Consider the following 26,678-nt stretch of genomic DNA (forward strand, 5'->3'; position numbering starts at 1 on the left):
CGGGCGGTGGGATCATGCTCGCGTGGAGATACAGGCACTGATCGACCAGTTGGCCGGGCCCGAGAGCAGGGCCGCGGCCGACGCCCTCGTGGCCGCCGGAGAGCCCGCCGTCCGACCCGTCCTGGCCGTCCTGTGCGACGAGGACTCCCCGGTCGCCTGGACCACCGGCGCCACCATCCTGCGGCGCATCGGCCTTCCCGCCCTCGACCCCCTGGTCGAGGCCATGGCGGCGGCGCCCACCGACGAGGTCGCCCGCCGCTGCGGCTGGGCCCACTGCGGCCTGCGGATCGAAGATCTGGCGGCCTTCCTCCCCGGCCTGAGCCACCCGAGCCCCAAGGTCCGCGCGAACACCGCCTACGTCCTGCAGCTCAAGGGGGAGGCGGCCCTCCCGCACGCCCCCGCTCTGCTCGCCCGCCTGGACGACCCCGACCCCGACGTCCGGCAACGCGTCGCCTGGGCCATCGGGGAGATCGGCCCGGGCGTCGTCCCGCACCTGCGCCGGCTCCGCCGCTCCCGGGGGGCCGTCCGCCGCCGCGCCCTGGAGGTCCTCGCCGCGGTCGGCGGCCCGTCCGCGCTCGACGACCACGACCTGGCCCTCGTCCGGCGGCTGATCCGGTCCAAGCTCGCCACCGAGACGCCCGAGCCCATGCACCTGTGCGGCACCTGGTACGCCGTCCCCACCGGCGACCGGGACGCCGTCCTCGACGCCTTCGGCCTCTCCGATCCCGAGCCGGTCACGATGCGGCTCGGCGCGTCCGCCTGGAACCAGGACCACCACGTCTGGGGCGGTGACCACCGCTCCTGCCGCCGCGTCTACGTCACCCCGCGCCTGGACGGCTGGACCCTCGTCTTCGGCGACCCCTTCCCCGACCACGAGGACGGCATCGACGCCGCCGCGGTCCAGGACCGCTGCCGCGACCTGAGCCGCCGGTTCGGCGCGGCCCACTGGTACGGCGCGAGCTGCGGCGACGAGTGGACGGCCTGGTGCGTCGCCGAGGACGGCGGCCTCGTCCGCTACTACGACGTCTTCGAGCCGGCCGACCAGATCGGCTCCCACCCCGCCGAGGACGGCTACGTCCTCCCGCACGACGACGCCTTCCCCGACGACGCCTTCGACGGTGTCGAGGTCAACGACAGCGCCGCCTTCCAGGCCCGGTACTTCCAGGTCAAGGAGGACCTCGGCATCCCCGACGAGTGCCACGCCACGAGCTTCGCGGCCCGCGCCTCGGTCGACCCGTCCGCTCTGGGCGCGGAGACGTCAGTCCAGGGGCACGCCGTCCTGGCGCTGACCTCCTGCGGCCGCCGCCACGGCCACCCCCCGGGCGCGCTGGAGATCTGACCGGGCGGGCGCCGGTAGGATCACCTGCCGAGATGGAGATCGAGATGGTCGCCGTCCCCGCGGGGACGGTGACGCTGTCGGACCGGCGGACGCGGCGCAGCTGGCCGGTCGACCTCGCGCCGTACCGGCTGGCGGCGTATCCGGTCACCCAGGCGCAGTACGCGCGGGTCGCCGGTCGACGGCCGAGCACCGCCCGGGGAGACCTGCTGCCCGTCGAGTGCGTCTCGTGGTCGGACGCGGTGGAATTCTGCAACGCCCTGTCCCGGTGTGAGGGGCTGGCGCCCGCGTACCGGCTCGACGCCGGCGGCGAGGGCGCCGAGTGGGACGCCTCCGCCGACGGGTACCGGCTGCCGACCGAGGCCGAATGGGAGCACGCCTGCCGCGCCGGCACGACCGGCCCGCGGTACGGGCCGCTCGACGAGATCGCCTGGTATCGCGGCAACGCCCAGGAGCACGTGCACGACGTGGGCGGCAGGCGGCCCAACGCCTGGGGCCTGTACGACATGCTGGGCAATGTCTGGGAATGGTGCTGGGACCTCTACGACGCCGAGGTCTACGGCGCCTACCGGGTGCTCCGAGGCGGCGGTTGGTCCGACGAGCACTGGAGTTGCCGGGCCTCGGTGCGGCGCCGCAGCCACCCGACGTTCCGGATCGACGACGTGGGCCTGCGCGTGGCGCGTTCCGCCGTCCGCTGACGGCGGGCGGAGGGGCGGCGGAAAGGGCCGCCCGCGCGCGTGCAAACGGCGAGTAGATCATTCGTTTTTGCAGGCCAGTGGCGCTTTTGCCGTTTTAGTCCCTAATCCTCAGGCTATGTCGTCAGGGTCAGGGGAAATCGGCAAGGAAGCGAAGGCTGATCATGGCGGAAGCGGGCACGGGGAACGGCAGCAAGGCCCAGGATCTCCCCGTCGAGCAGCTCAAGGACGCCGGCCGCGCCCTGGCTCAGGCGCTCATGGTGCGGGCGCTGGAGAAGGCGAGCGGCCAGATCGAGGGCCTGACCGAGCGGCTGGACGGCGGGAACGGCGGCGGAGCCGCCGGGAAGGCGGCGGTCAAGGGCGCGCAGAAGATCGCCGAGGGTGAGTCGCCGCTCAAGGCCGGCCTCAGCGCGGGCGCCACCGGGGCGAAGGAAATGGTGAAGGGCAAGATCAAGGACGCCCTCCCCGGAGGCGGGGGCAAGGGCAAGGGCGGTGGCCAGGGCAAGATGAAGGTCACCAACATCCTCGAGGAGTTTGACGTGGGGCTGCCCCGCCGCGTCGCCTACGACCAGTGGACGCAGTTCGCCGACTACCCGAGCTTCACCAAGAAGGTCGAGAGCGTCGAGCAGGAGTCCGACGAGAAGATCAACTGGCGGGCGCAGGTCTTCCTGTCCCACCGCACCTGGGAATCGACGATCATCGAGCAGGTTCCCGACGAGCGGATCGTCTGGAAGTCCAAGGGCCCCAAGGGCTACGTCGACGGCGCGGTGACGTTCCACGAGCTGGCGCCGTCCATGACCCGGGTCCTGCTGGTGGCCGAGTACCACCCGGACGGGTTCTTCGAGAAGACGGCGAACATGTGGCGCGCCCAGGGCCGCCGCCTCCGCCTGGACTTCAAGCACATCAAGCGCCACATGATGACCAAGACGCTGCTGGAGCAGGAAGAGGTCGAGGGCTGGCGCGGCGAGATCCGCGACGGCGAGGTCGTCAAGACCCACGAGGACGCCCTCAAGGAGGAGCAGGAGGCCAAGGACCGCGAGGAGGGTGAGAAGGAGGAGCCGGAGGCGAAGCAGCACGAGGAGAAGGAGAAGCAGGAAGGCGAGAAGGAGCCGGAGGCGAAGCAGGAAGGCGAGGAGCCGGAGGCGAAGCAGGAGGACGAGAAGGAAGAGTCCGGGGCGAAGCAGGAGGAGAAAGAGCCAGAAAGTGCCCGTGCCTGATGTCTTCGCTGGTGGAAGGCGGGGCTGAGGGGGAAGGACGTCCCCGGGACCAGGATCGAGCATCGGGGGGAACGATGAGCGACGGTGCGTCCGGCAAGCCTGATCGCGAGCGGAACGAGTCCCGCGATGACTCGGAGGGCCTGACCGGAAAGACCATCCAGCCGGACCGGCGGGCGCAGCCCGCGGAGGGCCCGGACGTCCATCTCGACGTCCCGCAGGTCAAGGTCGAGGAGATCTCGCTGGAGGTCGAGAACCTGGAGGCGCACGTCTCGCTCGTCGCCGAGGTCCTCGACCTGCTCAAGCTGAACGTCGGCGCGGACGTGTACCTCGGCAGGGTCAAACTGGAGATCAAGGGCGTCGAGGCGGAGGCCGAGCTCCAGGTCCGGCTGGACAACGTCGCCATCATCGTCGACCGCGTCCTGACCACCCTGGACCGCAACCCGGAGATCCTCCAGCACATCGGACGCGGACTGGAGTCGGCCGTGAGCGACATCGGCTCCGGCACCGGCAGCGCCGTGGGCGAGGTCGGCAAGGGCGCCCGGGGCGCCGTGGAGGACGTCGGCCGCGGCGCCGGCGGTGCCGTCGAGAGCGTCGGCGAGGGCGCGGGCGGCGCGGTGAAGGACGTCGGCGAAGGCGCGGGCGGCGCGGTCAAGGAAGTCGGCAAGGGCGCGGGCGAAGGCGTCAGCGAGGTCGGCCGAGGCGCGGGCGAAGGCGTCAGCCAGGTCGGCCGAGGCGCGGGCGAGGGCGTCAGCCAGGTCGGCAAGGGCACCGGCCGAGCGGCCGAGCACGTGGGCGAAGGCGCGGGCGAAGGCGTCGGCGAGGCGGGCAAGGGCGCGGGCCGAGCCGCCGAACAAGTGGGCCAGGGCGCGGGCGAGGGCGTAGGCGAAGCAGGCAAGGGCGCGGGCCGCGCGGCCGGACAGGTAGGCGAAGGCGTCGGCGAAGCGGGCAAGGGCGCAGGCCGAGCCGCCGAAGGCGCAGGCGAGGGCGTCCGGGACGCGGGCAAGGGCGCCGGACAGGCCGCCGAAGCCACCGGCAAGGGCGTCGAGGACACGGTGAGCAAAACGGCCGAAACCGCAAAAGGCGCCACCGACACGGCGACGTCCGAGGACTCCTCCGAAGAAGGCAAGGAGCAGGCAGAGCCCAACGCCTCGTCAGAGCAGGACACAGAGGGCACGGAGCCAAAGAACCCTCCCGACCAAGACAAGGAGGGAGCGGACTCCGAGAACTCCTCCGACCGAAACGAGGAAGGAGCGGAGTCAGAGAACTCCTCCGACCGGGACGAGGAAGGAACGGACTCCGAGGACACCTCCAACCGGGACGAGGAAGGAACGGACTCCGAGGACTCCTCCGAGCGGGGCGAGGAGGAAGTGAAGTCGGACGCCTCCTCGGGCGACGGCGAGGACAAGCCGGAGGGCGAAAAGAACACGGACAGCGGCGCGGGCACGTCCGACGGAGAGCAGGAGATCACGGCCCTTCAGGGCGCCCTGCGCGAGACCGAGGATTCCGTGCGCGAACTCGGCAAGGCACTCCTGCGGATGCTCTCCCAGCAAGGCACGCGCTCATGAGCCCCGGCGACCTCCCGGACGCAGAGATCCAGCGCACGGCGGACATCCTCTTCACCGCCAGAGTGAAGGCCGACGAACTCCGCTTCGAAGTGGTCCCCGATGTCTCGGTGACGTTCACCGAGGGCTCGTCCGACGAGTCCGCCTCCGGAAGCGCCCGCACCAACCTCCCGGACAAGGTCGAGTCCCACACCACCTACCAGGACATCCAGATCGACTACGCCATAGCCGCCAAGCTCACCCCACCGCCGGAGTGACCCCGCCCGATCGCTGCGGGGTCGACCTTCGACCAGATGTTCGAGAAACGGGGGTGCGGGGGTGCCGGGCGGTCTAGGGTCGCGGCGTGGTGAACGTTGATGGGGTTGAGCCCTGCGGTGGGTTCTGGGCCGATTCCGCGCGGATCCGGGGCGGTTACCTTGCTGAAGTGCCGACGCACGCGCTGGTGATGAAGGTCGCCGAGGAGGTCGGCGAGGTCGTCGAGGCCTATCTGGGAATGACCGGCGGCAATCCCCGCAAGGGCGTCCACAAGACCGTCGCGGACGTCCTGGACGAGTTGGCCGACGTGATCCTGTCCGCCGCCGTGCCCATGGTCGACTTGGCCGGAGGCCCTGAACAGGCCGGTCAGCACCTGGCCGGGCGGCTCGGCGTCGTGTCCGGCCGCGAGGTGGCCGCGATGCCCGGGAACGGCTGGCACGGCTCGTTCATCGCGCCGCACGTCCTGTTGCGGCGCGATGACGGGGCGGTGCTGATGCTGCGCCGCTTCAACACCGGCTACCGCGACGGCTGGCTTTGCCCGCCCGCCGGGCGCATCGAGCCCGGCGAAGACGTCCTGGCGGCCGCGATCCGCGAGGCATGGGAGGAGACCGGCGTGACGCTGCATCGCGACGATGCCGTGTTCAGCCATGTCATGCACCGCACCGCCGCGTCATTGCCCGGCCCCTGCCATGCCGTCAGCGACTACTGGTTCACCTTTCGGAACTGGGCGGGCGAACCGCGCGCGGCCGAACCCGACAAGGCCTCGGAAGCGCTGTGGATCGATCCGGCGGAGCCACCGCCTGACCTGATTCCCCACTGCGCGCAGGTCCTCGCAGCCATCGGCCGCGGGGAGGCGTTCAGCGTCCACGGGTGGGAGGAATCCCGCTGAGTCAGCGCAGCAGTGTGTTGCGCAAGGTGATGCTGTGCAGGAGGCGCAGCCTGCGCACCTCGTAGTAGGCGAGGGCCGACACCGTCACCGGCGCTCCCAGTATCAGCGCGAAGGCCAGGAGGTTCGGAACTCCCTTGAAGGAGTCGTCGAACACGTTCACCACGGCCATCACCCAGGACGCGGCCACGCTCACCAGGGGCGGCACCAGCTCGTGGATGTCGGCCGTCCGGAACACGTTGGTCAGGGAGAGGACGATGCCGTAGAGGGTGAAGGGGAGCATCCAGAGGAAGAGGACCACGCCCACGGGGACCATCACCACCGGCCCGGCCGCGTCGCGCACACCTTCCAGATCGGGGACGGCCGCGAGCACGAACGTGAACATGGAGCCGAACATCGCGCCGACCGCGATCAGGGGGTAGCGGAGCCGGCGCGCGAACGCGCCGCGGTTCGGTGGCCGGGCGGCCACCACGAAGCCCCCGACGACCAGGGGCAGGACGCACGTGAGGATCAGGACGTTGATCCAGGCGTCGCCGAACCGCTCGCTCGCCAGTTCCTTGGGGGCGGTGACCCTGTAGACGGCGGCCACGGCGAGCGTCACCACGATGCCCGCCCAGGCGCGGAGGACCTGCAGCTTCCGGACGCGCGCGTCGACGATCAGGTCCGGCCGCGAAGGCCGGAACGCCTTCTGCGCGACGCGGAACGGGTTCACCTTCCGGATGCCCCGTCCCATCCGCGACGGCGGACGCGGCGGGGGCGGCTGGAATCCCGGAGGCGCTTGGTATCCCGGGGGCGGATACGGCGGGTGCGGAGGCGGAGGCTGCGGCGGGTAGGGACGCCCCGGGTAAGGCGGGTAAGGCTGATAGTGGGGCGGCGGTGCCCCGTATCCGGGATGAGGCGGCTGACTGTGCGGCGGAATCGGGGGCGGTCTGTGCCCACCGGGTCCCCATGACGGACCACCGGGACCTGTCACCAAGGGCTCCTCAGGGGTGTCGCTGTGGACGTCCGAAACACCGGCCCGGATGGGCCCGGGACCATGGTGCATGATCTGGCCGAATCCGTGCAGTGGAGTCGACCCGAACGTTAGATGCGGCCAGGGCGCCGTCTGTTCAGGCGCCGTCGCGTTCGTCCGTGAGCGCGGCGTGCCGCCGTCATGACCCCTCCCCAGGGCGGCGGCACGCCGCGTACTCGATGTTCGGGGGGAAGGACACGGGCGGATGCGCCACCAGACCCACTTTCCGCAGGCCGGGCCACAAGTGACGCCGCGTCGCCGACGAGTGGGGGACGACGAGAAGCGCGGAAAGGACGTCGGGGGGGCCTGGCAGTGCCAGGCCCCCCGAGAACTGGACCTGGCCGGTGCCAGGCCCTGCGAGTGGGTCAGACGTCGGCCGCGGCCTTGGTCACGGCCACGGCGTCGCGGATGCCGACGACCATGCCCGTGCCGACGCCGCAGAAGACGGGCAGAGCCAGCCAGAAGGTGGGGTGCCCCTTGGCGATGTCGAGGCCGGCGATGCTGAAGGCGGCCATGACGAAGCTCAGGGCGACTCCGACGGTGGTGATGCGGGCGGCGGTGCGGGAGGCCGCCTCCCGCTGGTCGGCCGTGCCGGGGGCGCAAGCGCCGATCAGGACGCCGCAAACGCCGGAGAGGAGGCCGTAGCGGGCGCCGAAGATGGCAGCGGAGACGAGAAGGTCGAGGTCAGCGGGGCCGGCGGCCCCCATCCAGCTCGCCCCCATGGCGATGCCCTGGACGACGGCGCCGAAGACGGCACCGATGACGATCGAGATCACTCGGATCCGCTTCGCCGTGGCCCGCCGGTACAGGTCCGTCGAGCTCTGCCGAACCGTCCTCCAGAGCGGCTGACGCTTCTTCATGGTGTTCCCCTCTTTGGGTCAGGGTGCGCGTGCCTTGCACGGGCAACCGAGTTGTTTGTCGAGCGCTCGTGGTCCCACCACGATGCTTGGGTCCTACCGTGCCGAGCATCGCCCTCCCGGCAATCGATCGAGCACGCTCTCGGATGAGAGCGCCGATCCGGAGCCGCGCCGACCGGCCCTGGTGATGAGTTGTCGCGTCCGGGGCCGTCATACCTGTGACAGGACACGACGAGGGGGAGGATGACGTGATGGGTGCGGACACGCGGTCGGAGGAGCCGGGCGTGAGCGGGCTGGGCGAGGTCGACGAGCCGGCGTTCACGGGGCTGGCGGAGCGGCACCGGCGGGAACTGCACGTGCACTGCTACCGGATGCTCGGGTCGTTCGAGGACGCCGAGGACACCGTGCAGGAGACGTTCCTGCGGGCCTGGCGCCGCCGGGAGACCTTCGAGGGACGGTCGACGTTCCGGGCCTGGCTGTACCGGATCGCCACCAACGCCTGCCTGGACCTGCTCGCCAAGCGCCGCCCGGAGCCCGCGACCGGCGGCGAGGTGCTGTGGTTGCAGCCCTACCCGGACCGGCTGCTCGACGAGTTGCCCGCGGGCGACGCGGACGAGCCGGAGGCCGTCGCCGTCGCGCGGGAGACGATCGAGCTGGCGTACCTGGTCGCGGTCCAGCATCTGGCGCCGCGCCCGCGGGCCGTGCTGATCCTGCGGGACGTGCTCGGCTGGCCGGCGAAGGACGTCGCGGAGCTCCTCGGGAAATCCGTCAACTCCGTGAACAGCATGCTGCAGCGGGCCCGCGCCGGCATGCGGGAGCACCTCCCCGCCGAGCGGCAGGACTGGACCGGCGGCGAGGACGACGCCGGGACGCGCGAGCTGGTGCGCCGCTTCACCGACGCCAGCGTGGCCACGGACGTCGACGGGCTCGCCGCGCTGCTGCGGGACGACGTCCGCTGCTCGATGCCGCCCACGCCGGGCCTGAACGTCGGCCGCGACGCGGTGGTGAAGGACTGGGTCGAGGACGGCTTCGAGCACCTGACGGGTTTGCGCGCCGTCCAGACCTCCGTGAACCGGCAGCCCGCCGTCGCCTTCTATCTCTGGCGGGAGCGGGAGGGCGCGTACCTGCCGCTGACGATCGACGTCCTGCGCGTCACCGGCGGGGCGATCACCGAGATCGTCACCTTCCACGACGACCGGTTCCCGAGTCTCGGGCTGCCCGAGCGCCTGCCGGCGGACGGCACGGAGTAGTCCCGGTGCGAACGCTCGCGCTGCGCGGCGGCGGGCGGGTCGCGGTGGTCGCGGCGGAGTGGCGCGACGCGTTCCTCGTCGTCACCCAGGGGCGGGTGCAGCTGGAGCTGCGCGACGGCGAGCCCGGACCGGTCCTCGGACGCGACGCCGGGTTCTGGCTCCGCGGCACTGGCGTCCGCGCCCTGCGCAACCCCGGCCGTCGCACGGCGAGGGTGCGCGTCGTCACCCCGAAGCCAGGGCCGTCACCTGCCGGACACCACACCCCGTACGCCCGTTACCGAATGCGGAGAAACGACATGAACATGAATGACACCGGGGCCGTCGCAGGCCGGACCTCGGGCCGGACAAGCGGCATCCGCCGCCTCGTCGTCACCGGCTTCGTCGCCACGCTCGCGGCGATGGCGGCCACCACCCTCGCCGCCGCGCTTGCCCAGGCCGTCGGCGTCGACTTCGAGATCCCCGATGGCGGCGAGTCGATTCCGTTGCCCGGGTTCGCCGTGGTGACCGGCTTCTTCTCGGTCGTGGGCATGGGCGTCGCCCTCGCTCTCCTTCGCTGGAGCGCGCGCCCCGCCGAGCGATTCGTGTGGACGGCGGTGTCGCTGACGGCGATCTCGCTGGTCCCGCCCTTCCTCGCCGGGGCCGACACCGCCACGACCACGGCCCTCCTCGGGCTGCACCTCCTCCCCGCGACGGTGGTGATCCCCACCCTGGCGAGAAGCCTCCGCACCCGAACCGGCTGACGTTCCAGCGACGGGAACAAACGAACGGGGGCCTGGTGATTCCAGGCCCCCGGCGAGCTCGGCCGGGCGTGTGCCGGGCCGTGAGTAGGTCAGTCGTCGGTGCCGAGGGCGACGACGAGGATCCCCGCGGCGTAACTGCAGATGCCGCTGAAGGCGCCGCGGACGCCGGCGTCATCGATGGGGTCGAGGACGTCGGCGAGGGGCAGGCCGAAGGCGGCCATGACGATGCTCGCGACGCAGGCGGCGACACCGGTGAAGACGACACCGCAGGCGATGTGGATGGTCACCTTCCGCTCGTCGGCGATGTCGAAGGCGGTGAAGGCTCTGTGGCAGGCGCCGATGATGCCGCAGCCGGCGCCGATGACGATGCCGATGATGATCTTGGCGCCGAGGTAGCCGAAGTCACCGGACTCCATGGGGTCGAGCCCGTGGTGCCACTGGTCGGCGAGGACGACGCCGTAGTCCAGGCCCTGGATGACGGCTCCGACGAGGGCGCCGCCACCGGTGCCCAGAGCGAGCAAGCCCAACAGGCGCTTGTTCATGGTGTTCCCCCTGTTTGGGTCGGGGTGCGCGTGCCTTGCACGTGCACCGGGTTGTTTGTCGACCGCCAGTGGTCAATGGCGGTTCTTGGGCTTTTACCGTGTCGAGCAGAACCCTCCCGGCAACGCCTGGCGCGCCTGGTACCGCGTCTCGGGATCTGTCGGTGACTCGGGCGAGTCGGTGCATGGCTTCACGGGGCGGCGCGCCGCGTACTCGGCATCGCCTGGACGGGTCATGGGTGGATGCGCGACCAGATCCACTTGCCGCCGGCCGGGTCTCCCGTGACGCCGCACTGGCTCGACAGCGCCTGGACGATGTGAAGGCCCCAGCCGCCGTTGTCGTCGAACGCCTCATGGGAGAGGTCGAGGTCTTCGAGGGTGAGTTCCTTCATCGGCTTGGCCTGGGGGAGGGCGAAGTCGGCGTCCCAGACCGCGATGACGATGCCGTGCGCGTCCCGGCTGAGCTGGAGGCGGATCTCCTTGTGCGGCGTCTGCCGGGCCGCGTTCGTGACGAGCTCCGAGACGACGAGAAGCGCATTGTCGAGAATGTGAGAATAGCTCCAATTGCGGATTCTCGCGTCCACGAGCGTACGTGCTAGCCCCACTGCGGACGGTGTGCCCATAAGGGGCATAAGTAGATCTTTGGCGGCCGCCGTCATCATCGCCCCGGCCTCGCTTGGGATTTCGGTTTCATGTGGCAAGGGTCGCTGGCTCGATCTACGGTTTCCTTGTTATCGGGAGAACTGAAAACAGGAGGAACGATGCCGATCGTCCGCGACCCTCTCGACCCCAAGATCTCCATGTGGCACTTCCTGGCCTTCTGCATGCGCTTCTTCAGAGAAAAGATGGGGCTGTCGCTGACCCAGTGTGGCGAGATCATCGGCGTCGCTCGCTCGACTGTTTCCAATCTGGAGGCGGGGCGGCGGCGTCCACAGGACGATCAAATGCGTCTGCTTGACAATGCATACGGAACTGGGGTGCTTTTCCAGGTTCTACTTTGGTTTGCCCGAATGGCGCATGATCCGGACTGGGCTCATCAGATCGACAAGTACGAGGAGGAAGCCGTCTCGATCAAGACCTACCACGGCCAGGTCGTCCCGCTTGCGCTCCAGACCGATGACTACACCTGGGCCTACGTCAAGGCGAGCAAGTTCAAGGACCTGGACGCGATCATGGCGGTCCGCACTGCGAAGAAGAGGGCGTACTGGCAGAAGGGTGACTCGCTGCTCACATGGACAGTGATCGATGAGGCTGTCCTGGCCCGCCCGGTCGGTGGGGTGGAGGTCATGACGAGGCAGCTGGAACACCTGTTGAAGTTGGCCGAGCTGCCGCACGTGAGCTTGCGAGTCATTCCTTTCTCGTCAGGCGAGCACATGGGCGTCGATGGGTCCATGCAGATCATCGGCCTGGAGGACCGAGACGTCGCCTACTCTGCCGCGCAGAACGGAGGACGGTTGATCGAATCACCTCGCGAGGTTCGTGAGCTGTCCGTTATGTTCGATCGCATCGGCGTGAAGGCTGCTCCAGAGGAAGCCTCCCGACAGATCATCAAGCGGTACTTGGAGAGCTACGCATGATCGTGAGATGGCGCAAGAGTTCCTATACCGGTGGCGCAAACGACAATCAGTGTGTCGAGCTGGGGCGACTTGCGCCGGGGGCCGGGATCGGGGTGCGGGACAGCAAGGACCCGGGCGGGGGACACCTCACGCTCTCCAGCGTCCAGTTCGCCAGTCTGATCGAGCAGATCAAGCAGGACTCGGCCCGCTGAAGACGAGAACGGGGAGCCTGGCAGTGCCAGGCTCCCCGTCGAACGAGGCCCGAGGGGTACCGGGCTTCGCAGGTGGGTCAGTTGGCGGCGCGGACGGCGCGGACGGTACCGACCACGCCTCCCGCGGCCATGCCGCTGATGGTGGTGAGAACGATCCCGAGGTTGCTGGAGATTGCGCCTGCTCCGAGGGACCCGGTGATGGGGACGACGACGCCGCCGGAGGCGGCCACGACGACGCATACGACGCAGCCCGCGACGGCCGCGATGACGATGCCGGCGGAGATCCGGATGAAGAGCTTCCGTCCGCCGGGGGTCTCAGGGCCGTCGTAGGTGCTGTAGAAGACGCCGCCGACGGCGCCGATGACCCCGGCGACGATGCTGACGATGGCCTTGAGGGCGAGGTAGTCGAAGTCGCCCGACTCGAAGGGGTCGGCCCCGGTGCGGTGGTGGTCGGCGAGGAAGACGGCGAAGTTCAGCCCCTCGATGACGCCTCCCAGGATCGCTCCGGCGAGGGCGCCCACTGCGTTCGAGACCAACTGACGCTTGATCATGGTGATCCCCTGTTTGGGTCGGGGTGCGCGTGCCTGGCACGTGCACCAAGGTCGTTTGTTGAGCGTTCGTGGCTTGGCCACGGTTCTGGGACCTACCGTACCGAGCGCGGCCCTGAGCGCCGATCGAGCCGTGGCTCCGGCGGTGCGGACCGATCGCGGATCAGACGAAGACCGCGCGGATGTCGCCGCCGAAGTAGCCACTGCCCGCGTAGGCCCAGGAGATCGCGGGAGCGTCCACGACGGGTCCGCCGATGGTGGTGCAGTGTCCCGGGCCGCACGCCGTGCCGACGACGTAGTAGCGGCCCGCGTCGCAGTTGACGCCGATGCGCTTGCCGTCCGAGGACCGGTACGTCGAGCAGACGATCCTCTTGCCGGCCTGCCCGACGGCCTGGACGGTCGGGGCGGCGTGGGCGGGAAGAGCGGTCAGGGTGGTCAGCCCTGCGAAGGAGGCCGCCGCGGCCGCGAGTGCGGCCACAGCGAGTCGCGTGCTCGCGATCATGGCATGTCCTTTGTCGGAGTCCGGATGGCGTCAGTCGTCCGGGGCTCGCCCGGGTCCGGTGCGCGTGCACGTCGGACGACAGTGCCATCACTTAAAGTTCCTGTTCGAATACGTAGAGTAATTGATGTCGAGCGGGACGGACATCCGGGTAAACGCGTACAAGCAGGGGTGCGGAGTCGCTGACCGCGAGGCCTGTCGATCGCGGTCAGGCTCGTGCCAGGACCAGCAGCTTGCCCGAGGGCGGCTCGTCGGAGGCAGGGATGTCCGAGTCCGGCGTCAACGCGATGAGCCCGTTCAGGGCACTTGAGAGATGGCTTGCGAGCTCCTCGTCCGCTCTCTCTTCTTCGTTGGCGATAAGTGCGCCCAGAAGCGAGGTGACCGCCAACACCACGCTGCTTCTCGTGCTGGGGCGGGTCCGTTCCCAGAGAGGCGCGGCAAGTCGCATCGCGTTGACGATCAGGTCCGTGGCCTCTTTCGCGTCGATCGTGTTCGCGCGGTGCAGGGCGTCCTTCAGGACCACTTCCGGGTCACGGGCGGGCGGGTAGGTGGCGGAGGAGGGCAGTTCGTCGCGGATGAACGAGGCCATCGTCCATCCGATCCTGCGCCTCGGAGACTCTCCCGTGTGCCGGGGCCCGGGTGTCGCGAACGCGTTTCGCAGTGAGAGGCACGCCCGAGCCGTGCTCGCCACGACGTCCATCCCCTTCGTTCCCAGCTCGTTGGCGAAGATGAGACGCGCCAGGATCAGGTCTTTCACGAGCTCTTCCGCAGTGAAGTCAGGCGCGCGGAGACCAGGCTCGCCGTCCTTGAACTCGGCAAGGAAAAGGGCGTGGTCGCGGGCGCGGTCCAGGGCCTGGTGGAGCTCGTTCGCGAGGGCCGGGCCCGATCCGTCGTCGGTGTCGAGATCGTGCAGGGCTTCCGCCGAACCGGCAAGTCGGTGAAGGACGCGGAGGACGTGGAGGACGTGATCGATGCCCGTGTCCCGCGAGTTGGCGCCGCCGCCGACCATGGTGGAGTTCCCGATGGGGACGAGGGGACCGGAACTACGGAAACTCTCGGCGTGGAGCCGCTGGATGCGCGTGGCGATCTCCTCTGCGACGGCACCGACGCGGCGGCTGGTAGAGCGTCGCCTGACGGCGTCCGCGAGCTTGCGCGCGGCGGCCATGGCGCGGTCGAGATCGTCTATCAGGGCCACGTCGAGGCCGCCGAGCGCGAGGGCGGGGGTGAATGGGTGGACGGAGCGGCTTCTGAGGGCGAGGGCATCAAGGGAGGGGTGGTCCCGAACGATGTCGTGGGACTGCTGGTGAACGACCTCGAAGAGAGTGCCGGCCAGAGAGGCGAGAACGGTCCCGTTGTGGAAGGACAACCATCGGTGACCGGAGGCGAGATCGCGGCCGAGTTCCCGGCCGAGCGCGGTGGCGTGGCCGAGAGCGCGGTCGCGGAGGCCGGCGATGGCACGCTGATCGACTTGGTCGGGAAGAGCGTCGAAGCCGAGGTCGGCGGCGCGCTCGCTGAGGCGGCCGCGGGCGGCGTCGATGACGCGCTCACTGGCGAAGGTGAGATCGAAGGCCAGGTCGAGCGCCTCCAGCAACCGGTCTTCGGCCCGGCTGGGGTCGCGGGGGCGCGCGAAGGCCAGCAGGTCGGGGAGGACGGCCGGCGCCGCGGGCGTGAGAAGCCGGAAGAGGAGGTGGGTCTGCTCGATGATGAGGGCCGGGTAGGAGTCGATCTGCTTCCGGGTGGGCCAGTGCGGAGCTGCATCCGGTGGGGAGGAGATGAGATGGATCTGGCCGTTGGGGCGGGCCCAGTCCTGGTCCGCGGCGTAGAGGACCGCCCCGGCGCCGCCGGTGGCCCCGGGGTAGAGGTCGCGGTCGAGGGCCTGGCGCGCCTCGGCCGGCGTGGGCAGGCGGTAGGCGGTGCCGTCGCCGAACAGGCCGTTGAGCCAGGTGAGGAAGGCCTTGATGTCCTTCGTCCAAAGATCGCCGGACGCGTTGTCCGGCGCGTGACGGTCCTCGGTGCGGGCGGCGAAGCGTCTCCAGAGGTCGTCCGGGACGGGATGGGCGCAGAGCCGGGTGCCGTCCTCCAGAACATGGGCGTCCTGGAGGGCCCGGGCCGCGGTGACTCCGTCCAGCAGCCGGATCTCCTCGGGGTCGCGGTTCTCCGACCGCAGCAGCCGGTCGAGTCGCGCGCGTAGGGCGGGGTCGAGTTCGCGGGCCTCCTCCGCGCACGCATAGGCGAGGTTGAGCGCTGGGACCGTCCGATCGGCCAGGCACGCCTCGACGACGGGACTGGCGTCGGCACGGGCGGCCCAGAGGAGCGTCACCTCCCGCCACCAGGGATTGCCGACATTGTCCATGAGGAGTTCACGCCGGGACGCGTGCGCGGGCACGCGCATGGAGGCGAGGTACTCCTGCAAGGTGAGGTGCGCGAAACCGTAGCGGCCGTACTGGTGCTCCAGCAGTAGGCCGCTGCGTTTGACATGGAGCAGGAAGGCAGCGGGTGTGACGTCCGGCGCGGTCCGCGCCATCACGGCCTGGACGGCGCGCTCGGCCTCTTCGGCCTCGATGTCGCGCAGCTCGCGCCGCATCATGTACCAGGCCAGTTCCTGGACGATGCGCTCCTTCTTGTCCCCGCTCAGCCCGTCCACGTCGCAGTCGGGGAGCCTCTTGGCCTCCTGGCGGCGGTGGAGGAGTACCTGGCACACCTCCTCGTAGAGCGCGACGCGGCTGCCGGGGAGGCTGCCGCGGTACCGGTGCACGTTCGCGATCATGGTGAGCAGCAGCGGGTTGGCGGCCAGGTCGGCGAGCACGGGACGGCCGCTGATCCGCCGGAACAGGTCGTCGGCCGCCAGCGCCGCGATCCGGTCGATCTCCTCCGGATCGCCGTGCCGCGCGCGCCGCTCGATGGCCCGGTACCAGGCGTGCAGGAAGTCGCGGATCTGCTGGTTGGTGAACCGCTGCACCTGGAGGACGTCGGCGCGCGACAGCCGGGCGGCGTCGTACCCGAGCGGACGGGAGGTGACCACGAAGGCGTTGGCCGGGTAGCGGCTGATCTGGTCCTCCACCCACCGCACCACGCGGCCGCGGTCCCCGGTGTCGGCCACCTCGTCCAGGCCGTCCAGCAGGACCGCGCACCGGCCTTGCCGCAGCCGCTCGTCCAGCCACTCGGCCGAGACGGCGCCGTCCAGCCAAGGCGCGGTCACCGCGACCTGTGCGAGCCCCTCGGGCTCTCCGTCCGCGATGGCCTCGGCGTGGTCGCGCAGATAGAGCAGCACCGGGAGCAGCCCGTGGCGCCGGCGCCACGGCTCCCGCCGCTCCGCCATCTCCAGGGCGGTGTAGCGGGCCAGTGTCGTCTTCCCGGACCCTGCGGCGCCGAGGACCGCGAGCACCCGCCCCGGCGTGAGGAAGGACGCCAGCGACGCGCGCCGCCCGGCCTCCGTGGAGGAGACGGAGCCGATGCCGGTGTCCGTGACCGTGTCGGCCACCGGCCTCGGCCGCAGCATCACGTCGACGTAGACCTGGCGGGTCCGCAGCACGTACTCGGCCTGGGTGACCAGCCCTATCGTCTCCATCTGGTCGACCGCCGAACGCATCCGCCGCAGATACCCGCGTCGTGACCGTCTCCTCCGCCCTCTCGAAGGGGGAGGAGAAGCGGTCGTTTCCTGGGAGGGCGCGGCCGCTTGCGGGGCGACCTCGACCAGCGCGCCTAAGACCGTGGCCACCAGCGCCAAGTATCCCCAACTCCAGCTCAGCTTGTTGTCGTTGAGGACTTGGTTGATCGCCACGCCTATCACGACCGTCAGCGACGCCCCGAGCAGAACGTGCCCCGCGTATCTCAGCCTGCGCACAGCAGTAAGCCCCCCAGCCGCTCGACGTCAAGCCCGGCAACACCACTCAACTGTGCTGTACCGCAATTCGCCGGACGAGTCGCGGAACCGGCCGCTGTCGGTCGCCGTCGGCGCGTCAGGTGAGCAGGTCCTCGGGGCTGGTGGCGGTCGGGAAACCGGTGCTGGCGCCCCACATCTCGGCGAAGCGGCCGTTCTCGAAGCGGAAGATCTCGAACAGTTCGGGGCGCGCGGCGCCATCGGGGAGGGCGAGGCCCTCGACGGCCGAACGGACGGCGGCCCTGTCGCCGTCGACCAGGATGTCCTGGGCGACGACCCGGATGCCGGGGAAGCGGGCGGCGAGCACACGCCAGGCCGCCGTGCCCGCCTCGATCCCGGCGCCGAGGGGGTGGCTGAAGAAGTCGGGCGTGTGCAGAGCGGCGGCCTCGTCGAACCGCCGGCTGTTGAAGCATTCCTGCATCCGTCGCACCAGGGCGCCGGCGTCCTCGCGGATGGTCATCGGTGCGGTCTCCTCGTGGCCGGTACGTGACGAGCGGCGCGGAGCTAAACGGTGCGCCGCCCCGGTTAGCCCCCACGATATCCGGTGCGGCGCCCCGGTTGTGCTTCGCCGCGATGGGGCCGGTGGCAAAAGCGTAACCTGTAGGTTACGCTTTCACCGTGGACGACGTGGTGAGAGCGATCGCGGACCCGGTGCGCCGGGAGATCCTGGTCATGCTGCGCGGTGAGCGGCTCACGGCAGGGCAGATCGCCGGACACTTCGAGATCAGCAGGCCGGCGGTGAGCCGTCACCTGCGCGTGCTCCGGGAAAGCGGTCTCGTACGGGACGAACTCGTCGGCAGGGAACGGCTCTACGAGATCGATCCTGCGCAGCTGACCCCGCTCTCCGCGTGGCTCGCCCAGTTCGTCCAACCCCACGGCTGGACGCACCGCTTCGACGCGCTGGAGACCGAGGTCCATCGGACCCGCCGAGAACGCCGCGTCTCCAGCACCTCCGACGAGAAGAAGGAGAACACCGCATGAATCCCCGACCCACCGGCAGGCTGGTTCGCGGCGCGACGGGAAGTGATCTCGTCCTGACCCGGTCGTTCCGGGCATCCGTCGAGGACGTCTGGGCCAGCGTCACCGAGCCCGAGCGCACGGCGCGCTGGTTCGGCCCATGGAAGGGCGACGCCGCGCCGGGCCGGACGATCCAGGTTCAGATGGCGTTCGAAGACCAGGCGCCGTGGTGCGACATGCGCATCGAGGCATGCGAGCCTCCGCGGCGCCTGGCCCTCTCGGCGACGGACGAGTTCGGTACCTGGCGCATCGAGCTGCTGCTGTCCGAAGAGGACGGCTCGACCCAGCTGCGGTTCGTGGAGCATCTCGACAAGGAGGAGCAGATCGGGGAGAACGGTCCGGGCTGGGAGTACTACCTGGACAGGCTCGTGGCCGCGCGCGACGGCTCCCCCGAGCCGGACTTCGACGCCTACTATCCCGCCATGAAGCCGTACTTCATCGACCAGATCAAGCAGGACCCCGCCCGCTGACCGGCGGCCCTCCCGAGCGTTCGGCCGGGACGGAAGAAGACGGTACGGGGGGCCTGGCAGGCCAGGCCCCCCGGTGAGCGAGACCTGGTGGGTGCCAGGTCCGCGGGTGAGTCAGTCGTCGGTGCGGGCGACACCGGCGACGAGCCCAGCAGCGCAGCTGCAGAGGCTGATGAGGAAGTCGCCGGGAGAGACGAAGCCCTGAGGGCCGACCGGGCCGTGGACGGCGATGCCGATGGCGGCCAGGGCGACGAACCCGATGCAGGCGACGACTCCGACGATCACGGCACCACCGGCGACGCGGAGGACGATCTTCCGCACGCCGGGGCGGGTGAAGGCGCCGAGGGTGCCGATGACGACGCCGAGGGTGCCGATGAGGCCGCAGACGGCGCCGATGCCGGCCCCCTCGATGACGCGGTTGAGAAGGAAGTCGAGGTAGCGGAACGCGAAGGCGTCGATCTCGTGGCGGTGGTGGAGGTCGGCGATGAAGGCGAGGTAGTCCAGGCCGTCGATGAGGCCGCCGACGACCGCACCGGTGACGACGCCCAGGGCGAGCGAGATCAGCAGACGCGCTTTCGTCGAGATCCGCCGGAACGTGTCCCGCGAGATCAGTAAGAACCTGTCCATGTCGGATTCCCTCTTTGGTCGAGGTGCGCGTGCCTGGCACGTGCACCGGGGTTGTTTGTCGATGGCTCGTGGTTCTCCACGGCCGTGGGTCTTACCGTGCCGAGCGCGGCCTTCCCGGCAAACGACTGGTGCGTCCTTTCGCCTCCCCTGAGCCGCGGTCCGGCGGATCGCGGAGGATCCGGTGCGGCGCCCCGGTTAGGCTGGGGGGCGACATGTCCAGACGGCCACCTGACTCCGAGCCCTCGGCGGTCCCGCGGCGCGACCGGGGGCTGCGGGCCGATGCGCGCCGCAACCGCGAGCGGGTCCTGCGGACCGCTCAGCGGCTGTTCGCGACGGAGGGGCTGGGCGTCTCGCTCGACGAGATCGCCCGCCGCGCCGGCGTCGGCCCCGGCACCGTCCACCGGCACTTCCCGGCCAAGGAGGAGCTGTACCTCGCCGTCGCGATCGACATGCTGGAAGGGCTGACGGCGGAGGCGGAGGCACTCGCCGCCGCCGGCGACCCCGAGGCCGTCTTCACGCTGCTGGCCCGGATGGTGGCCGCGGGGGCCGAGAACGCGGCCGTGAAGAGCGCGCTCGCGGCCGCCGAGTTCGACCTGCGCACCGCCGCCCCGGACGTCGCGGCCGACCTCACCCGCCACGTGGCCGACCTGCTCGGCCGCGCGCACGCGGCCGGAACGGTGCGCGACGACGTCACCGCCGACGAGGTGATGGCCCTGGTCGCCGGCGCCTTCGCCGCGATCCGCCACGCCGGCGCGGAAACCGACCCGGACCGATCAGCTCGCATCGCCCAGCTGATCCTGGACGGCCTGCGCCCCCCGACCCGGTGAACGCCGAGGGGGCCGATAGGGCCCCCGGCTCCGTTGATAGGGCCCTAGGGCCCTGAAGGGGATCGCCTTCTCTTTTCTAGCCTTCGGAAGGCAAAGTGACCCAAGAAAAGGGAGACCCCGGCCGCAGCCCGGCCAGGCGCGGGGCCTGTTACCACGGCACTCCGTTCAGATCGATGAAGAATCGCTCCAGCAAGCGCCTCTGGGTGTACATCGATATGAAGTGCAGAGGCAACCTCTATGAGGTCGTCCGGCCCGGCGCTTCTGTCAAGAAGTTCTACCGGGGCGGGAACAGGTGGAGTTACAAGGTCAAGTGAGCCTCGTCCGGCAGAAGGCCGCCGCCGTGCGCGGTTTTCTGCCGGACGGTTGAACCCCGGGCGAGGTTGGCGCGTCGGTAGGGGGCGTAGATCGACGAAGGGAACAGGATGCTCAATCTGGACGGGTGGAACGCGATCGACGGCGTGCTCAAGGCGCGGTACGGGGACGCGGCGCGGCTGGAGTGGGACGCTCCCATGCCGTACCGGCCCGCCGGGCCGATGCCGATGGGCCGGTTCGTCACCAACACGATCGCGATCTATCCGCGGGACGAGCCCGTTCCGCACTGGCATCTCGTCGGGTACGCGCTGACGGCGCCGTACGAGGAGCGCGGGTACGAGTTCACGTTGCGGGTGCCGAGGCGGCCGGAGGAGACGGAGGCGCCGAACTGGGCGCTGGCGCAGCTGGAGCACCTGGCGTCGTACGTGGTGAGGAGCGGCAACGACTTCCAGGTGGGGCACTACATCGAGTTGCCCGACCCGCTCGACCCCGAGCGCCCGGACTCCGAGGTCCGGGCCGGGGGGCTGGTGCTGGACCCGGAGCTCGGGCGGGCGCGGACGGAGCTGGGGGAGATCACCTTCCTGCAGTTCGTCGGCCTCACCACCGACGAGCTGCACGCGGCGCAGGCGTGGCATGTGGACGGGCTCGTGGAGGCGATGGCCCCGCACCTGCCGATGCTGATCACCGACCTCGGCCGGATGTCGCTGGCGGACCTGCCCGACGTGGCGCGGGCGGTCCGCGAGGGTTCGGCGCGGGAGGGCGCCGGGACGGGGTTCCTGTTCTTCCAGCGGCTGGCCGCCGACACCTCGGACGGGGTCACGCTGGAGCTCGGCGTCCAGCACGTCTCGCAGTTCACCAAGGTGCTGCCGGGGCGGTTGCCGCACGGGAACCCGCTGATCCTGCGCGGTCCGGGGGAGCCCGTCGTGTTCCTCCCGGGGCGGGAGTTCCGCCACTCCCGCACCGGCGAGGCACTGGAGATCACGATGCCGGACGGAGTGGCCCGCGCCGTCGCCGAGGCCCTCCGGCCGCGGCCCGGGACGTACCGGGTCGGGCCCCTGACGGTGAACGTGGTCGACTAGGGCGTCTCCCTCGGACCGGTCGGCGACGGACGCGGTAGGGAGATTTCCCCCGCATGGCGGCCCAAGAATGGCTTTTAGAGTCTTCTCCTCCGCGCCGGAGCCGGGATAGCTTGCGGACATGCCCTGAACTCCAGAGACATGATCCAATGCGCCCACCCTCGGTCGAGGCGGGCATGGGAGGCGGCGGAGATGGCGCCCGTAACGCTTTTCGTGAGAGATTTCGTTCACAACAAGAAATCGTTGTACGCGATCACTGCCGACGGTCGTCTCGCACAGATCTGGGACACCGACAGATGGAACGTCGACTTCCCGCTCGACGGCACGGCCCAGCCGGGCCTGCGCTTCAAAACCGCGCCAGGGGTCATCCCGAGAGAGATCGGGAACAACAAGAAGCTGCTCTACGCCGTGACGGACGACGGGCGGCTCGCGCAGATCTGGGACACCGACAGATGGAATCTCGACTTCCCCGCCGACCTGGCGGGGGAGCCGGGCTTGCGTTTCGACGACGGGACTCCTGCCGCACTGGCCGGGAACGCCGTGGCCGGCAAGAAGATAGTGTGGCTGAGAAGCGACGCCCGGATGGCCCAGGTCGCGGACTCCTCGGCCTGGCGAGTCGGCTTCTTCGGGTTCCCGGCGGGCAATGAACGCTACACGGGAAACCCGGCCTTCTTCGGAGCGCTTTTCGACATCCCCGATCTGGCCGACCTGCCCGCGGCGGGTCTCGTGGGGCTGTACGCCATCACGGCCCATGGACGGCTGGCGCAGATAACGCGCGGCAACATCGACTTCCCGGCCGAACTCGCCGGCCACCCGGACCTCCGATTCCAGGGAAGTCCAGCCGTTTTCGGAAGGGACGCCGTTCACAACAAGAAGTCGTTGTACGCGATCACCACCGACGGGCGGCTCGCGCAGGTCTGGGACACCGACAGATGGAACCTCGACTTCCCTGTGGAGAAGACGAGCCAGTCGGGTCTGCGTTTCGGGGGCGATCCCGCTGTATTCGGAAGGGACGTCGCCGGCGACAAGAAGTCGATCTATGCGGTGACGTTCGACGAGCGTCTCGTGCAGATCTGGGACACCGACGGCTGGAACGTCGACTTCCCCGCGGAGCGCACGGACCAGCCGGATGTGCGTTTCCGGCAGACCCCCGCCGTCTTCGTGAGGGAGACCGCCGGCGACAAGAAGTCGATCTATGCCGTGACGTCCGAGGGCCGACTCGCGCAGGTCTGGGACACCGACAGGTGGAACATCGACTTCCCGGCCGAACTCGCCGGCCGGGAAGATCTGCGCTTCCGTGCGGAACGATTCGTTCTGTGACGGCCGGCGGGCGGCTCCCGCAAGGTCCGGGACACCGGCGAAGGGAACGTCGCCCCCGGCGCCGGTGCGGCAGCGAGCGCTAGCCGGGTTCGGCCGTGGTGTGGGGGAGGGCGACCATCGCCATGACGTGCTGCGCCGGGCTGCCCGGAGGGGCGTACAGGAGGAACGGGCGGCCCGGGGAGTCGGTGCGGATCTCGGCCTCGTAGAGGACGGCGACGCCCGCGCTGGACAGGTGCGTGACGCCGGTCAGGTCGACGGTGAGGGGCATGGTGCCGCCGCGGGTGCGCACGACCAGCTCCTCGCGCAACTGCTCGGCGGTGGCGGCGTCGACCGGGCCGTCCAGGCGGATCCGCGGGTTCCCCTCCGAGGGCTGGTCCAGGATCAGCAGCAGGTTCGGCAGGTCCGACAGGTCCGGCGCCGGCGTGACCTCGCCGGGGGTGAGCAGCCGCGCGGGACGGGTCAGCCGGTGCCGGACGGTCGCCGTCGTGCCGCGCGGGCCCGTCTCGACGTGCAGGTCGTCGGCGAAGTCGCTCGCCATGGCCAGGCCGCGTCCGCGGTCCTCGGTGGGCTGCCACGGCTCGCGCCAGTGGCCGTCGTCGGCGACCTCGATCTCGACGCCGCCGCGCCCGGTGCACTCGGCCCGGATCCGGACGGCGCCGGGCGTGCCGTCGTAGGCGTGCTCGACCGCGTTGGTGACGAGCTCGCCGATCGCGTGCCGCAGCAGGATGACGTCCTCGGCGCGGGCCCCGAGGTCGTACAGCCACTCGTCCAGGGCCTTGCGGGCGGCGGGGATCGCCTCCGACTCGGCCGGCAGGTCCAGCAGCAGCGGCGCGTGCGGCGCGGTCCGCTGCGCGGCCAGCAGCGCGATGTCGTCGTCGTGCCCGGACGTCCTGACCAGCAGTTCCAGCGTCTGCGTGGTGAGGCGGTCGACGGCGGCGAGCCAGTCCTCGCGCAGCGCCCGCCCGGCGGCGACGTCCGCGGCGACCTCCGCCAGCTCGACGGTCCCCGCCGCGACCTCCTGGCCCGGCCGCCGCACGATGCCGTCGCTGTAGAGCAGGAGCTGGTCGCCGACGGCGAGGCGGTCCTCGGCGAGCGGGAAGCCGGTCCCGGTGCCGAGCGGTCCGCCGCCGGACGAGCGCAGGTAGCGGGCGGGGCCCGCGGACGGGATCAGCAGCGGCGGCGGATGCCCGGCCGTGCAGTACGTGAGCCGCCCGTCCGCCGGGTCCACGGCGGCGACGCACAGGGTCGCCGCGCGCGCGGCCGGGAGGCGTTCGGCCAGCCGGTCGACGGCGGCGAGCGCCTCGGCGATGTCGCCGGTGAGGTCGAGCCGGTCTTCGAGGACGGCGCGGATCCGCCCCATCGCCGCCGACGCCTCGACGCCGTGCCCGGCCACGTCCCCGACCACGAGGGCCGTCCGGCCGTCCGGCAGGGGGACGGCGTCGAACCAGTCGCCGCCCGCGGCCGAACCGCCGCCCGCGGGCAGGTAGCTGCCGCCGATCTGCAGGCCCGGCAGGATCGGCAGGCCCGCGGGCAGCAGCTGCCGCTGGAGCACCCCGACGACGTCGGCGGGCTCGACCGGGCCCTCCTCGGCGGCCCGGCGCGCCGCCTGCCGCTCCCGCACCCGCTCGGTGACGTCCTGCGCGAACGCCACGAGCCGGACGACCTCCCCGGTCGCGGACTTCTGCGGGACGATCGTGCAGTCGATGTAGACGTCCTCGTCGGGGCCGGTCTCGCGGGGGAGCTGGATCCGCCACTCGCGCGCCGTCACCGTCTCCCCGGTGCGGAACGGACGGTCGAACAGGTCGAACAGCTGCTGGGCGACGAGCTCGGGGAACAGCTCGGAGGTGGAGCGGCCGAGCACCTCGTCCCGCTCCACCAGCGCGCGGTAGGCGGCGTTGACCGCGACCAGGCGGTACTCGCCGGGGCTCTCGACCCCGGCGACGGCGGCCGGGATCGCCTCGAACACCTGGCGGACGGTCCGGGCGTCGCCGGTGAGCCTGTCCATGTCCTCGTCGCGTGCGGACTCTCGCATCAACCCTCCGGATGGTCACCTCCGTGCGTCCCTTTGTTTCCGACTCATCCGGGTTAACACCTTGTGACGCACTCGTTGCGCAAGCATCCGGTACCCGCTTGCGTCGAGGAGATTCATTCATACCCGGGGTGTTCCGCGCCAGGCCCGGCGCGTCCGCCGGGCCGCGCCGGGACGCCGCCAGCGCGCGCCGCCTGGTCCTAGGCCGAACGGACCTCACCGGACGGGACCGCGGACCGACGCGGCCGACCGGGCCCGGCGACCAGCATGGACGCATGACCGCAGACCTCACCGCCGAGGCGGCGGCGCGACCGGCCGGGGCGAGGACCCCCGGCTGGGCCGCGCTGCTCGCCGCGTCGATCGGCCAGTTCCTCGTCGTCCTCGACATCTCCGTCGTCAACGTCGCCCTGCCGCACATCCGCGAAGGCCTCGGCCTCGGCGCGACGGGCCTTCAGTGGGTCGTCAACGCCTACTCGCTGACCTTCGCGGGGTTCCTCCTCCTCGGCGGGCGCGCCGCCGACCTGTTCGGTCGCAAGCGCGTCTTCATCACCGGGCTCGGCCTGTTCACCGCCGCCAGCCTCGTCGGCGGGTTCGCGCAGGACGGCGCCATGCTGATCGGCGCGCGCGCGTTCCAGGGCCTCGGGGCGGCGATCCTCGCACCCGTCACGCTGTCGCTCATCACCGGGACGTTCCCCGAGGGCCCGGCCCGGACGAAGGCGATCGCCATGTGGACGGCCGTCGGCACCGCGGGCGGCGCGACCGGCGGCCTCGTCGGCGGGCTGCTGACCGACTACCTGAGCTGGCGCTGGGTGCTGCTGATCAACGTGCCGGTCGGCGCGGCGGTCGCGGCCGTCGCCGCCCGCTGGCTGCGCGGCGACGGCGACGCGGCCGGGCGGCGCCGCCTCGACCTTCCCGGGGCCGTCCTCGTCACCGCGGGCGTGGGCCTGCTCGCGTTCGGCATCGGCGAGACCGGGGACCACGGCTGGAGGGGCGTGGTGCCGGTCGCGGTCGGCGTCGTCCTGCTCGCCGCGTTCGTCGCCGTCGAGGCGCGCACTCCCGAGCCGCTCGTGCAGTTGCGGCTGTTCCGGCTGCGCAGTGTCGCGGTCGGCAACCTCGCGACCCTCGTCGGGACGATGGCGGGCTTCGCGCTGTGGTACTTCCTGTCGCTCTACATGCAGAACGTCCTGCACTACAGCGCGGTCCGGACGGGCCTGTCGTTCCTGCCGCACACGGCGGGGATCATCATCGGCTCGCGGCTCGCGCCGCCCCTGATGGCCCGGATGGGCACCCGGCGCCTCGCCGGCATCGGCGGGGTCATGGCCGCGGCGGGCTTCGCCTGGCAGAGCCTCGTGCTGGACTCCGATGGAACGTTCCTGACCGCGATCCTCGGTCCGGGCGCGACGATGGCCCTCGGCTTCGGCCTCCTGATGACCCCGCTGGTGGAGGCGTCGACCAGCGGCGCGAGCTCGTCCGAGGCGGGCGCGGTCGCGGGCGTCGTCAACACGTCCCGCACGATCGGCGGCGCGATCGGCCTCACCGTCCTCGGCACCGCCGCCGCGCACACCGGGCCGGACCTGGTGGACGGCTACGCGGCCGCCTTCCTCGTCGCGGCCGCGATCACCGCCGCCGGGACGGCCATCGTCCCGTTCCTGCCGCGGCCTCAGGGAGCGGCCCGGTCCGAGGAGCCCGTGATCGCGTGACGCACGGCCCCGGCCGCGACGACGGCGGTCATGCCGGGGCTTCCGCCGCCACTCACTGGTCGCCCGCCCCGGTCGCGTTCCCGCCCGGTGCTCGTTCACGGATCCGCTATGGCCGCGTCGCGGGGCTCGGGCCAGTGACCGAAACAGAACGGGCGCGCCGGAAGGCGCGCCCGTTTCTGTCAGAAGCGAGGAAAGCGAAAGGGCTGGTTTCATCTGTAGGTATGAGAAGGAAGCCCTTTCATGGCCTCGCACGGCGACT

At 70.8% G+C, this 26,678-nt stretch carries 26 protein-coding genes; 16 read left to right on the plus strand and 10 right to left on the minus strand.

The genetic code is table 11. From position 1 onward, the window contains the following. Positions 1-22: 22 nt before the first annotated feature. From AB0C87_RS20310 to AB0C87_RS20335, 6 genes are all read left to right on the plus strand, one after another. Entirely contained in the window at positions 23-1,339 is a 1,317-nt protein-coding gene (locus AB0C87_RS20310; protein ID WP_345179537.1) for a HEAT repeat domain-containing protein, read from the plus strand. A gap of 32 nt (positions 1,340-1,371) precedes the next feature. Next, on the plus strand, positions 1,372-2,034 hold the full coding sequence (locus AB0C87_RS20315) for a formylglycine-generating enzyme family protein (protein ID WP_360578943.1): 663 nt from the start codon (positions 1,372-1,374) through the stop codon (positions 2,032-2,034). Between the two features lie 161 nt (positions 2,035-2,195). After that, entirely contained in the window at positions 2,196-3,248 is a 1,053-nt protein-coding gene (locus tag AB0C87_RS20320; RefSeq protein WP_360578945.1) for an SRPBCC family protein, read from the plus strand. 74 nt (positions 3,249-3,322) lie between these two features. Next, the gene (locus AB0C87_RS20325) at positions 3,323-4,813 is read left to right on the plus strand and encodes a hypothetical protein (RefSeq protein WP_360578947.1); all 1,491 of its coding nucleotides are present in this window, start codon (positions 3,323-3,325) and stop codon (positions 4,811-4,813) included. Further along, positions 4,810-5,067, plus strand: coding sequence for a hypothetical protein (locus tag AB0C87_RS20330; RefSeq protein ID WP_360578949.1), 258 nt, complete (start codon positions 4,810-4,812; stop codon positions 5,065-5,067). Before AB0C87_RS20325 ends, AB0C87_RS20330 begins: the two co-directional genes overlap by 4 nt. Before the next feature lie 86 nt (positions 5,068-5,153). Then, positions 5,154-5,954, plus strand: coding sequence for an NUDIX domain-containing protein (locus AB0C87_RS20335; protein ID WP_360578950.1), 801 nt, complete (start codon positions 5,154-5,156; stop codon positions 5,952-5,954). A gap of 1 nt (position 5,955) precedes the next feature. Here the strand turns inward: AB0C87_RS20335 and AB0C87_RS20340 are convergent, their stop codons facing one another. Together AB0C87_RS20340 and AB0C87_RS20345 are read right to left on the minus strand one after the other, a co-directional pair. Next, positions 5,956-6,684, minus strand: coding sequence for a hypothetical protein (locus tag AB0C87_RS20340; protein WP_345179528.1), 729 nt, complete (start codon positions 6,682-6,684; stop codon positions 5,956-5,958). 644 nt (positions 6,685-7,328) lie between these two features. After that, on the minus strand, positions 7,329-7,823 hold the full coding sequence (locus tag AB0C87_RS20345; protein WP_360578953.1) for a hypothetical protein: 495 nt from the start codon (positions 7,821-7,823) through the stop codon (positions 7,329-7,331). Positions 7,824-8,071: 248 nt separating this feature from the next. On the opposite strand from AB0C87_RS20345, the gene AB0C87_RS20350 reads away from it, so the two are divergent. After that, positions 8,072-9,070 carry an RNA polymerase subunit sigma-70 gene (locus AB0C87_RS20350; protein ID WP_360578955.1) on the plus strand — a complete coding sequence of 333 codons (999 nt, stop codon included), beginning with the start codon at positions 8,072-8,074 and terminating at the stop codon, positions 9,068-9,070. Positions 9,071-9,075: 5 nt separating this feature from the next. Further along, on the plus strand, positions 9,076-9,810 hold the full coding sequence (locus AB0C87_RS20355; protein WP_360578957.1) for a DUF6069 family protein: 735 nt from the start codon (positions 9,076-9,078) through the stop codon (positions 9,808-9,810). 89 nt (positions 9,811-9,899) lie between these two features. On the opposite strand, the gene AB0C87_RS20360 is transcribed toward AB0C87_RS20355, so the two are convergent. Together AB0C87_RS20360 and AB0C87_RS20365 are read right to left on the minus strand one after the other, a co-directional pair. Next, positions 9,900-10,352: a hypothetical protein gene (locus tag AB0C87_RS20360; RefSeq protein ID WP_360578959.1), complete on the minus strand. Its 453-nt coding sequence runs from the start codon at positions 10,350-10,352 to the stop codon at positions 9,900-9,902. Positions 10,353-10,582: 230 nt separating this feature from the next. Then, the gene (locus AB0C87_RS20365) at positions 10,583-10,933 is read right to left on the minus strand and encodes an ATP-binding protein (protein ID WP_360578960.1); all 351 of its coding nucleotides are present in this window, start codon (positions 10,931-10,933) and stop codon (positions 10,583-10,585) included. Between the two features lie 177 nt (positions 10,934-11,110). On the opposite strand from AB0C87_RS20365, the gene AB0C87_RS20370 reads away from it, so the two are divergent. Both AB0C87_RS20370 and AB0C87_RS20375 read left to right on the plus strand, forming a co-directional pair. Further along, positions 11,111-11,926, plus strand: a complete 816-nt coding sequence (locus AB0C87_RS20370) for a helix-turn-helix transcriptional regulator (protein WP_360362126.1) — start codon at positions 11,111-11,113, stop codon at positions 11,924-11,926. After that, the gene (locus AB0C87_RS20375) at positions 11,923-12,117 is read left to right on the plus strand and encodes a DUF397 domain-containing protein (protein ID WP_360578962.1); all 195 of its coding nucleotides are present in this window, start codon (positions 11,923-11,925) and stop codon (positions 12,115-12,117) included. The genes AB0C87_RS20370 and AB0C87_RS20375 overlap by 4 nt, the downstream gene beginning before the upstream one ends. A 77-nt stretch (positions 12,118-12,194) precedes the next feature. Here AB0C87_RS20375 and AB0C87_RS20380 read toward each other — a convergent pair whose 3' ends face one another. From AB0C87_RS20380 to AB0C87_RS20395, 4 genes are all read right to left on the minus strand, one after another. Next, positions 12,195-12,668, minus strand: a complete 474-nt coding sequence (locus AB0C87_RS20380; RefSeq protein WP_360578963.1) for a hypothetical protein — start codon at positions 12,666-12,668, stop codon at positions 12,195-12,197. Between the two features lie 160 nt (positions 12,669-12,828). Continuing rightward, entirely contained in the window at positions 12,829-13,167 is a 339-nt protein-coding gene (locus AB0C87_RS20385; RefSeq protein WP_360356064.1) for a hypothetical protein, read from the minus strand. A 205-nt stretch (positions 13,168-13,372) separates the two neighbouring features. Next, entirely contained in the window at positions 13,373-16,753 is a 3,381-nt protein-coding gene (locus AB0C87_RS20390; protein WP_360578965.1) for an NACHT domain-containing protein, read from the minus strand. Positions 16,754-17,123: 370 nt separating this feature from the next. After that, the gene (locus AB0C87_RS20395) at positions 17,124-17,504 is read right to left on the minus strand and encodes a nuclear transport factor 2 family protein (protein WP_345179511.1); all 381 of its coding nucleotides are present in this window, start codon (positions 17,502-17,504) and stop codon (positions 17,124-17,126) included. A 158-nt stretch (positions 17,505-17,662) separates the two neighbouring features. Between AB0C87_RS20395 and AB0C87_RS20400 the strand changes: the two genes are divergently transcribed. After that, positions 17,663-18,025, plus strand: a complete 363-nt coding sequence (locus AB0C87_RS20400; protein WP_345179510.1) for a metalloregulator ArsR/SmtB family transcription factor — start codon at positions 17,663-17,665, stop codon at positions 18,023-18,025. Continuing rightward, positions 18,022-18,531 carry an SRPBCC family protein gene (locus AB0C87_RS20405; RefSeq protein WP_345179508.1) on the plus strand — a complete coding sequence of 170 codons (510 nt, stop codon included), beginning with the start codon at positions 18,022-18,024 and terminating at the stop codon, positions 18,529-18,531. Before AB0C87_RS20400 ends, AB0C87_RS20405 begins: the two co-directional genes overlap by 4 nt. Positions 18,532-18,642: 111 nt before the next feature. On the opposite strand, the gene AB0C87_RS20410 is transcribed toward AB0C87_RS20405, so the two are convergent. Continuing rightward, the gene (locus AB0C87_RS20410) at positions 18,643-19,155 is read right to left on the minus strand and encodes a hypothetical protein (RefSeq protein ID WP_345179506.1); all 513 of its coding nucleotides are present in this window, start codon (positions 19,153-19,155) and stop codon (positions 18,643-18,645) included. Between the two features lie 212 nt (positions 19,156-19,367). Here AB0C87_RS20410 and AB0C87_RS20415 point away from each other — a divergent pair, with 212 nt between their 5' ends. From AB0C87_RS20415 to AB0C87_RS20425, 3 genes are all read left to right on the plus strand, one after another. Further along, on the plus strand, positions 19,368-19,982 hold the full coding sequence (locus AB0C87_RS20415; protein ID WP_345179505.1) for a helix-turn-helix domain-containing protein: 615 nt from the start codon (positions 19,368-19,370) through the stop codon (positions 19,980-19,982). A gap of 422 nt (positions 19,983-20,404) precedes the next feature. Then, positions 20,405-21,373, plus strand: a complete 969-nt coding sequence (locus AB0C87_RS20420) for a suppressor of fused domain protein (protein ID WP_345179504.1) — start codon at positions 20,405-20,407, stop codon at positions 21,371-21,373. A gap of 189 nt (positions 21,374-21,562) precedes the next feature. Further along, entirely contained in the window at positions 21,563-22,690 is a 1,128-nt protein-coding gene (locus AB0C87_RS20425; RefSeq protein WP_345179503.1) for a hypothetical protein, read from the plus strand. A 79-nt stretch (positions 22,691-22,769) separates the two neighbouring features. Here AB0C87_RS20425 and AB0C87_RS20430 read toward each other — a convergent pair whose 3' ends face one another. Continuing rightward, entirely contained in the window at positions 22,770-24,722 is a 1,953-nt protein-coding gene (locus tag AB0C87_RS20430; RefSeq protein WP_345179502.1) for a SpoIIE family protein phosphatase, read from the minus strand. A gap of 272 nt (positions 24,723-24,994) precedes the next feature. Here AB0C87_RS20430 and AB0C87_RS20435 point away from each other — a divergent pair, with 272 nt between their 5' ends. Beyond that, positions 24,995-26,419 carry an MFS transporter gene (locus AB0C87_RS20435; RefSeq protein ID WP_345179499.1) on the plus strand — a complete coding sequence of 475 codons (1,425 nt, stop codon included), beginning with the start codon at positions 24,995-24,997 and terminating at the stop codon, positions 26,417-26,419. Positions 26,420-26,678: the final 259 nt, after the last annotated feature.

It is taken from the genome of Actinomadura sp. NPDC048021 (assembly GCF_040653135.1).
GTDB lineage: Bacteria > Actinomycetota > Actinomycetes > Streptosporangiales > Streptosporangiaceae > Spirillospora > Spirillospora verrucosospora.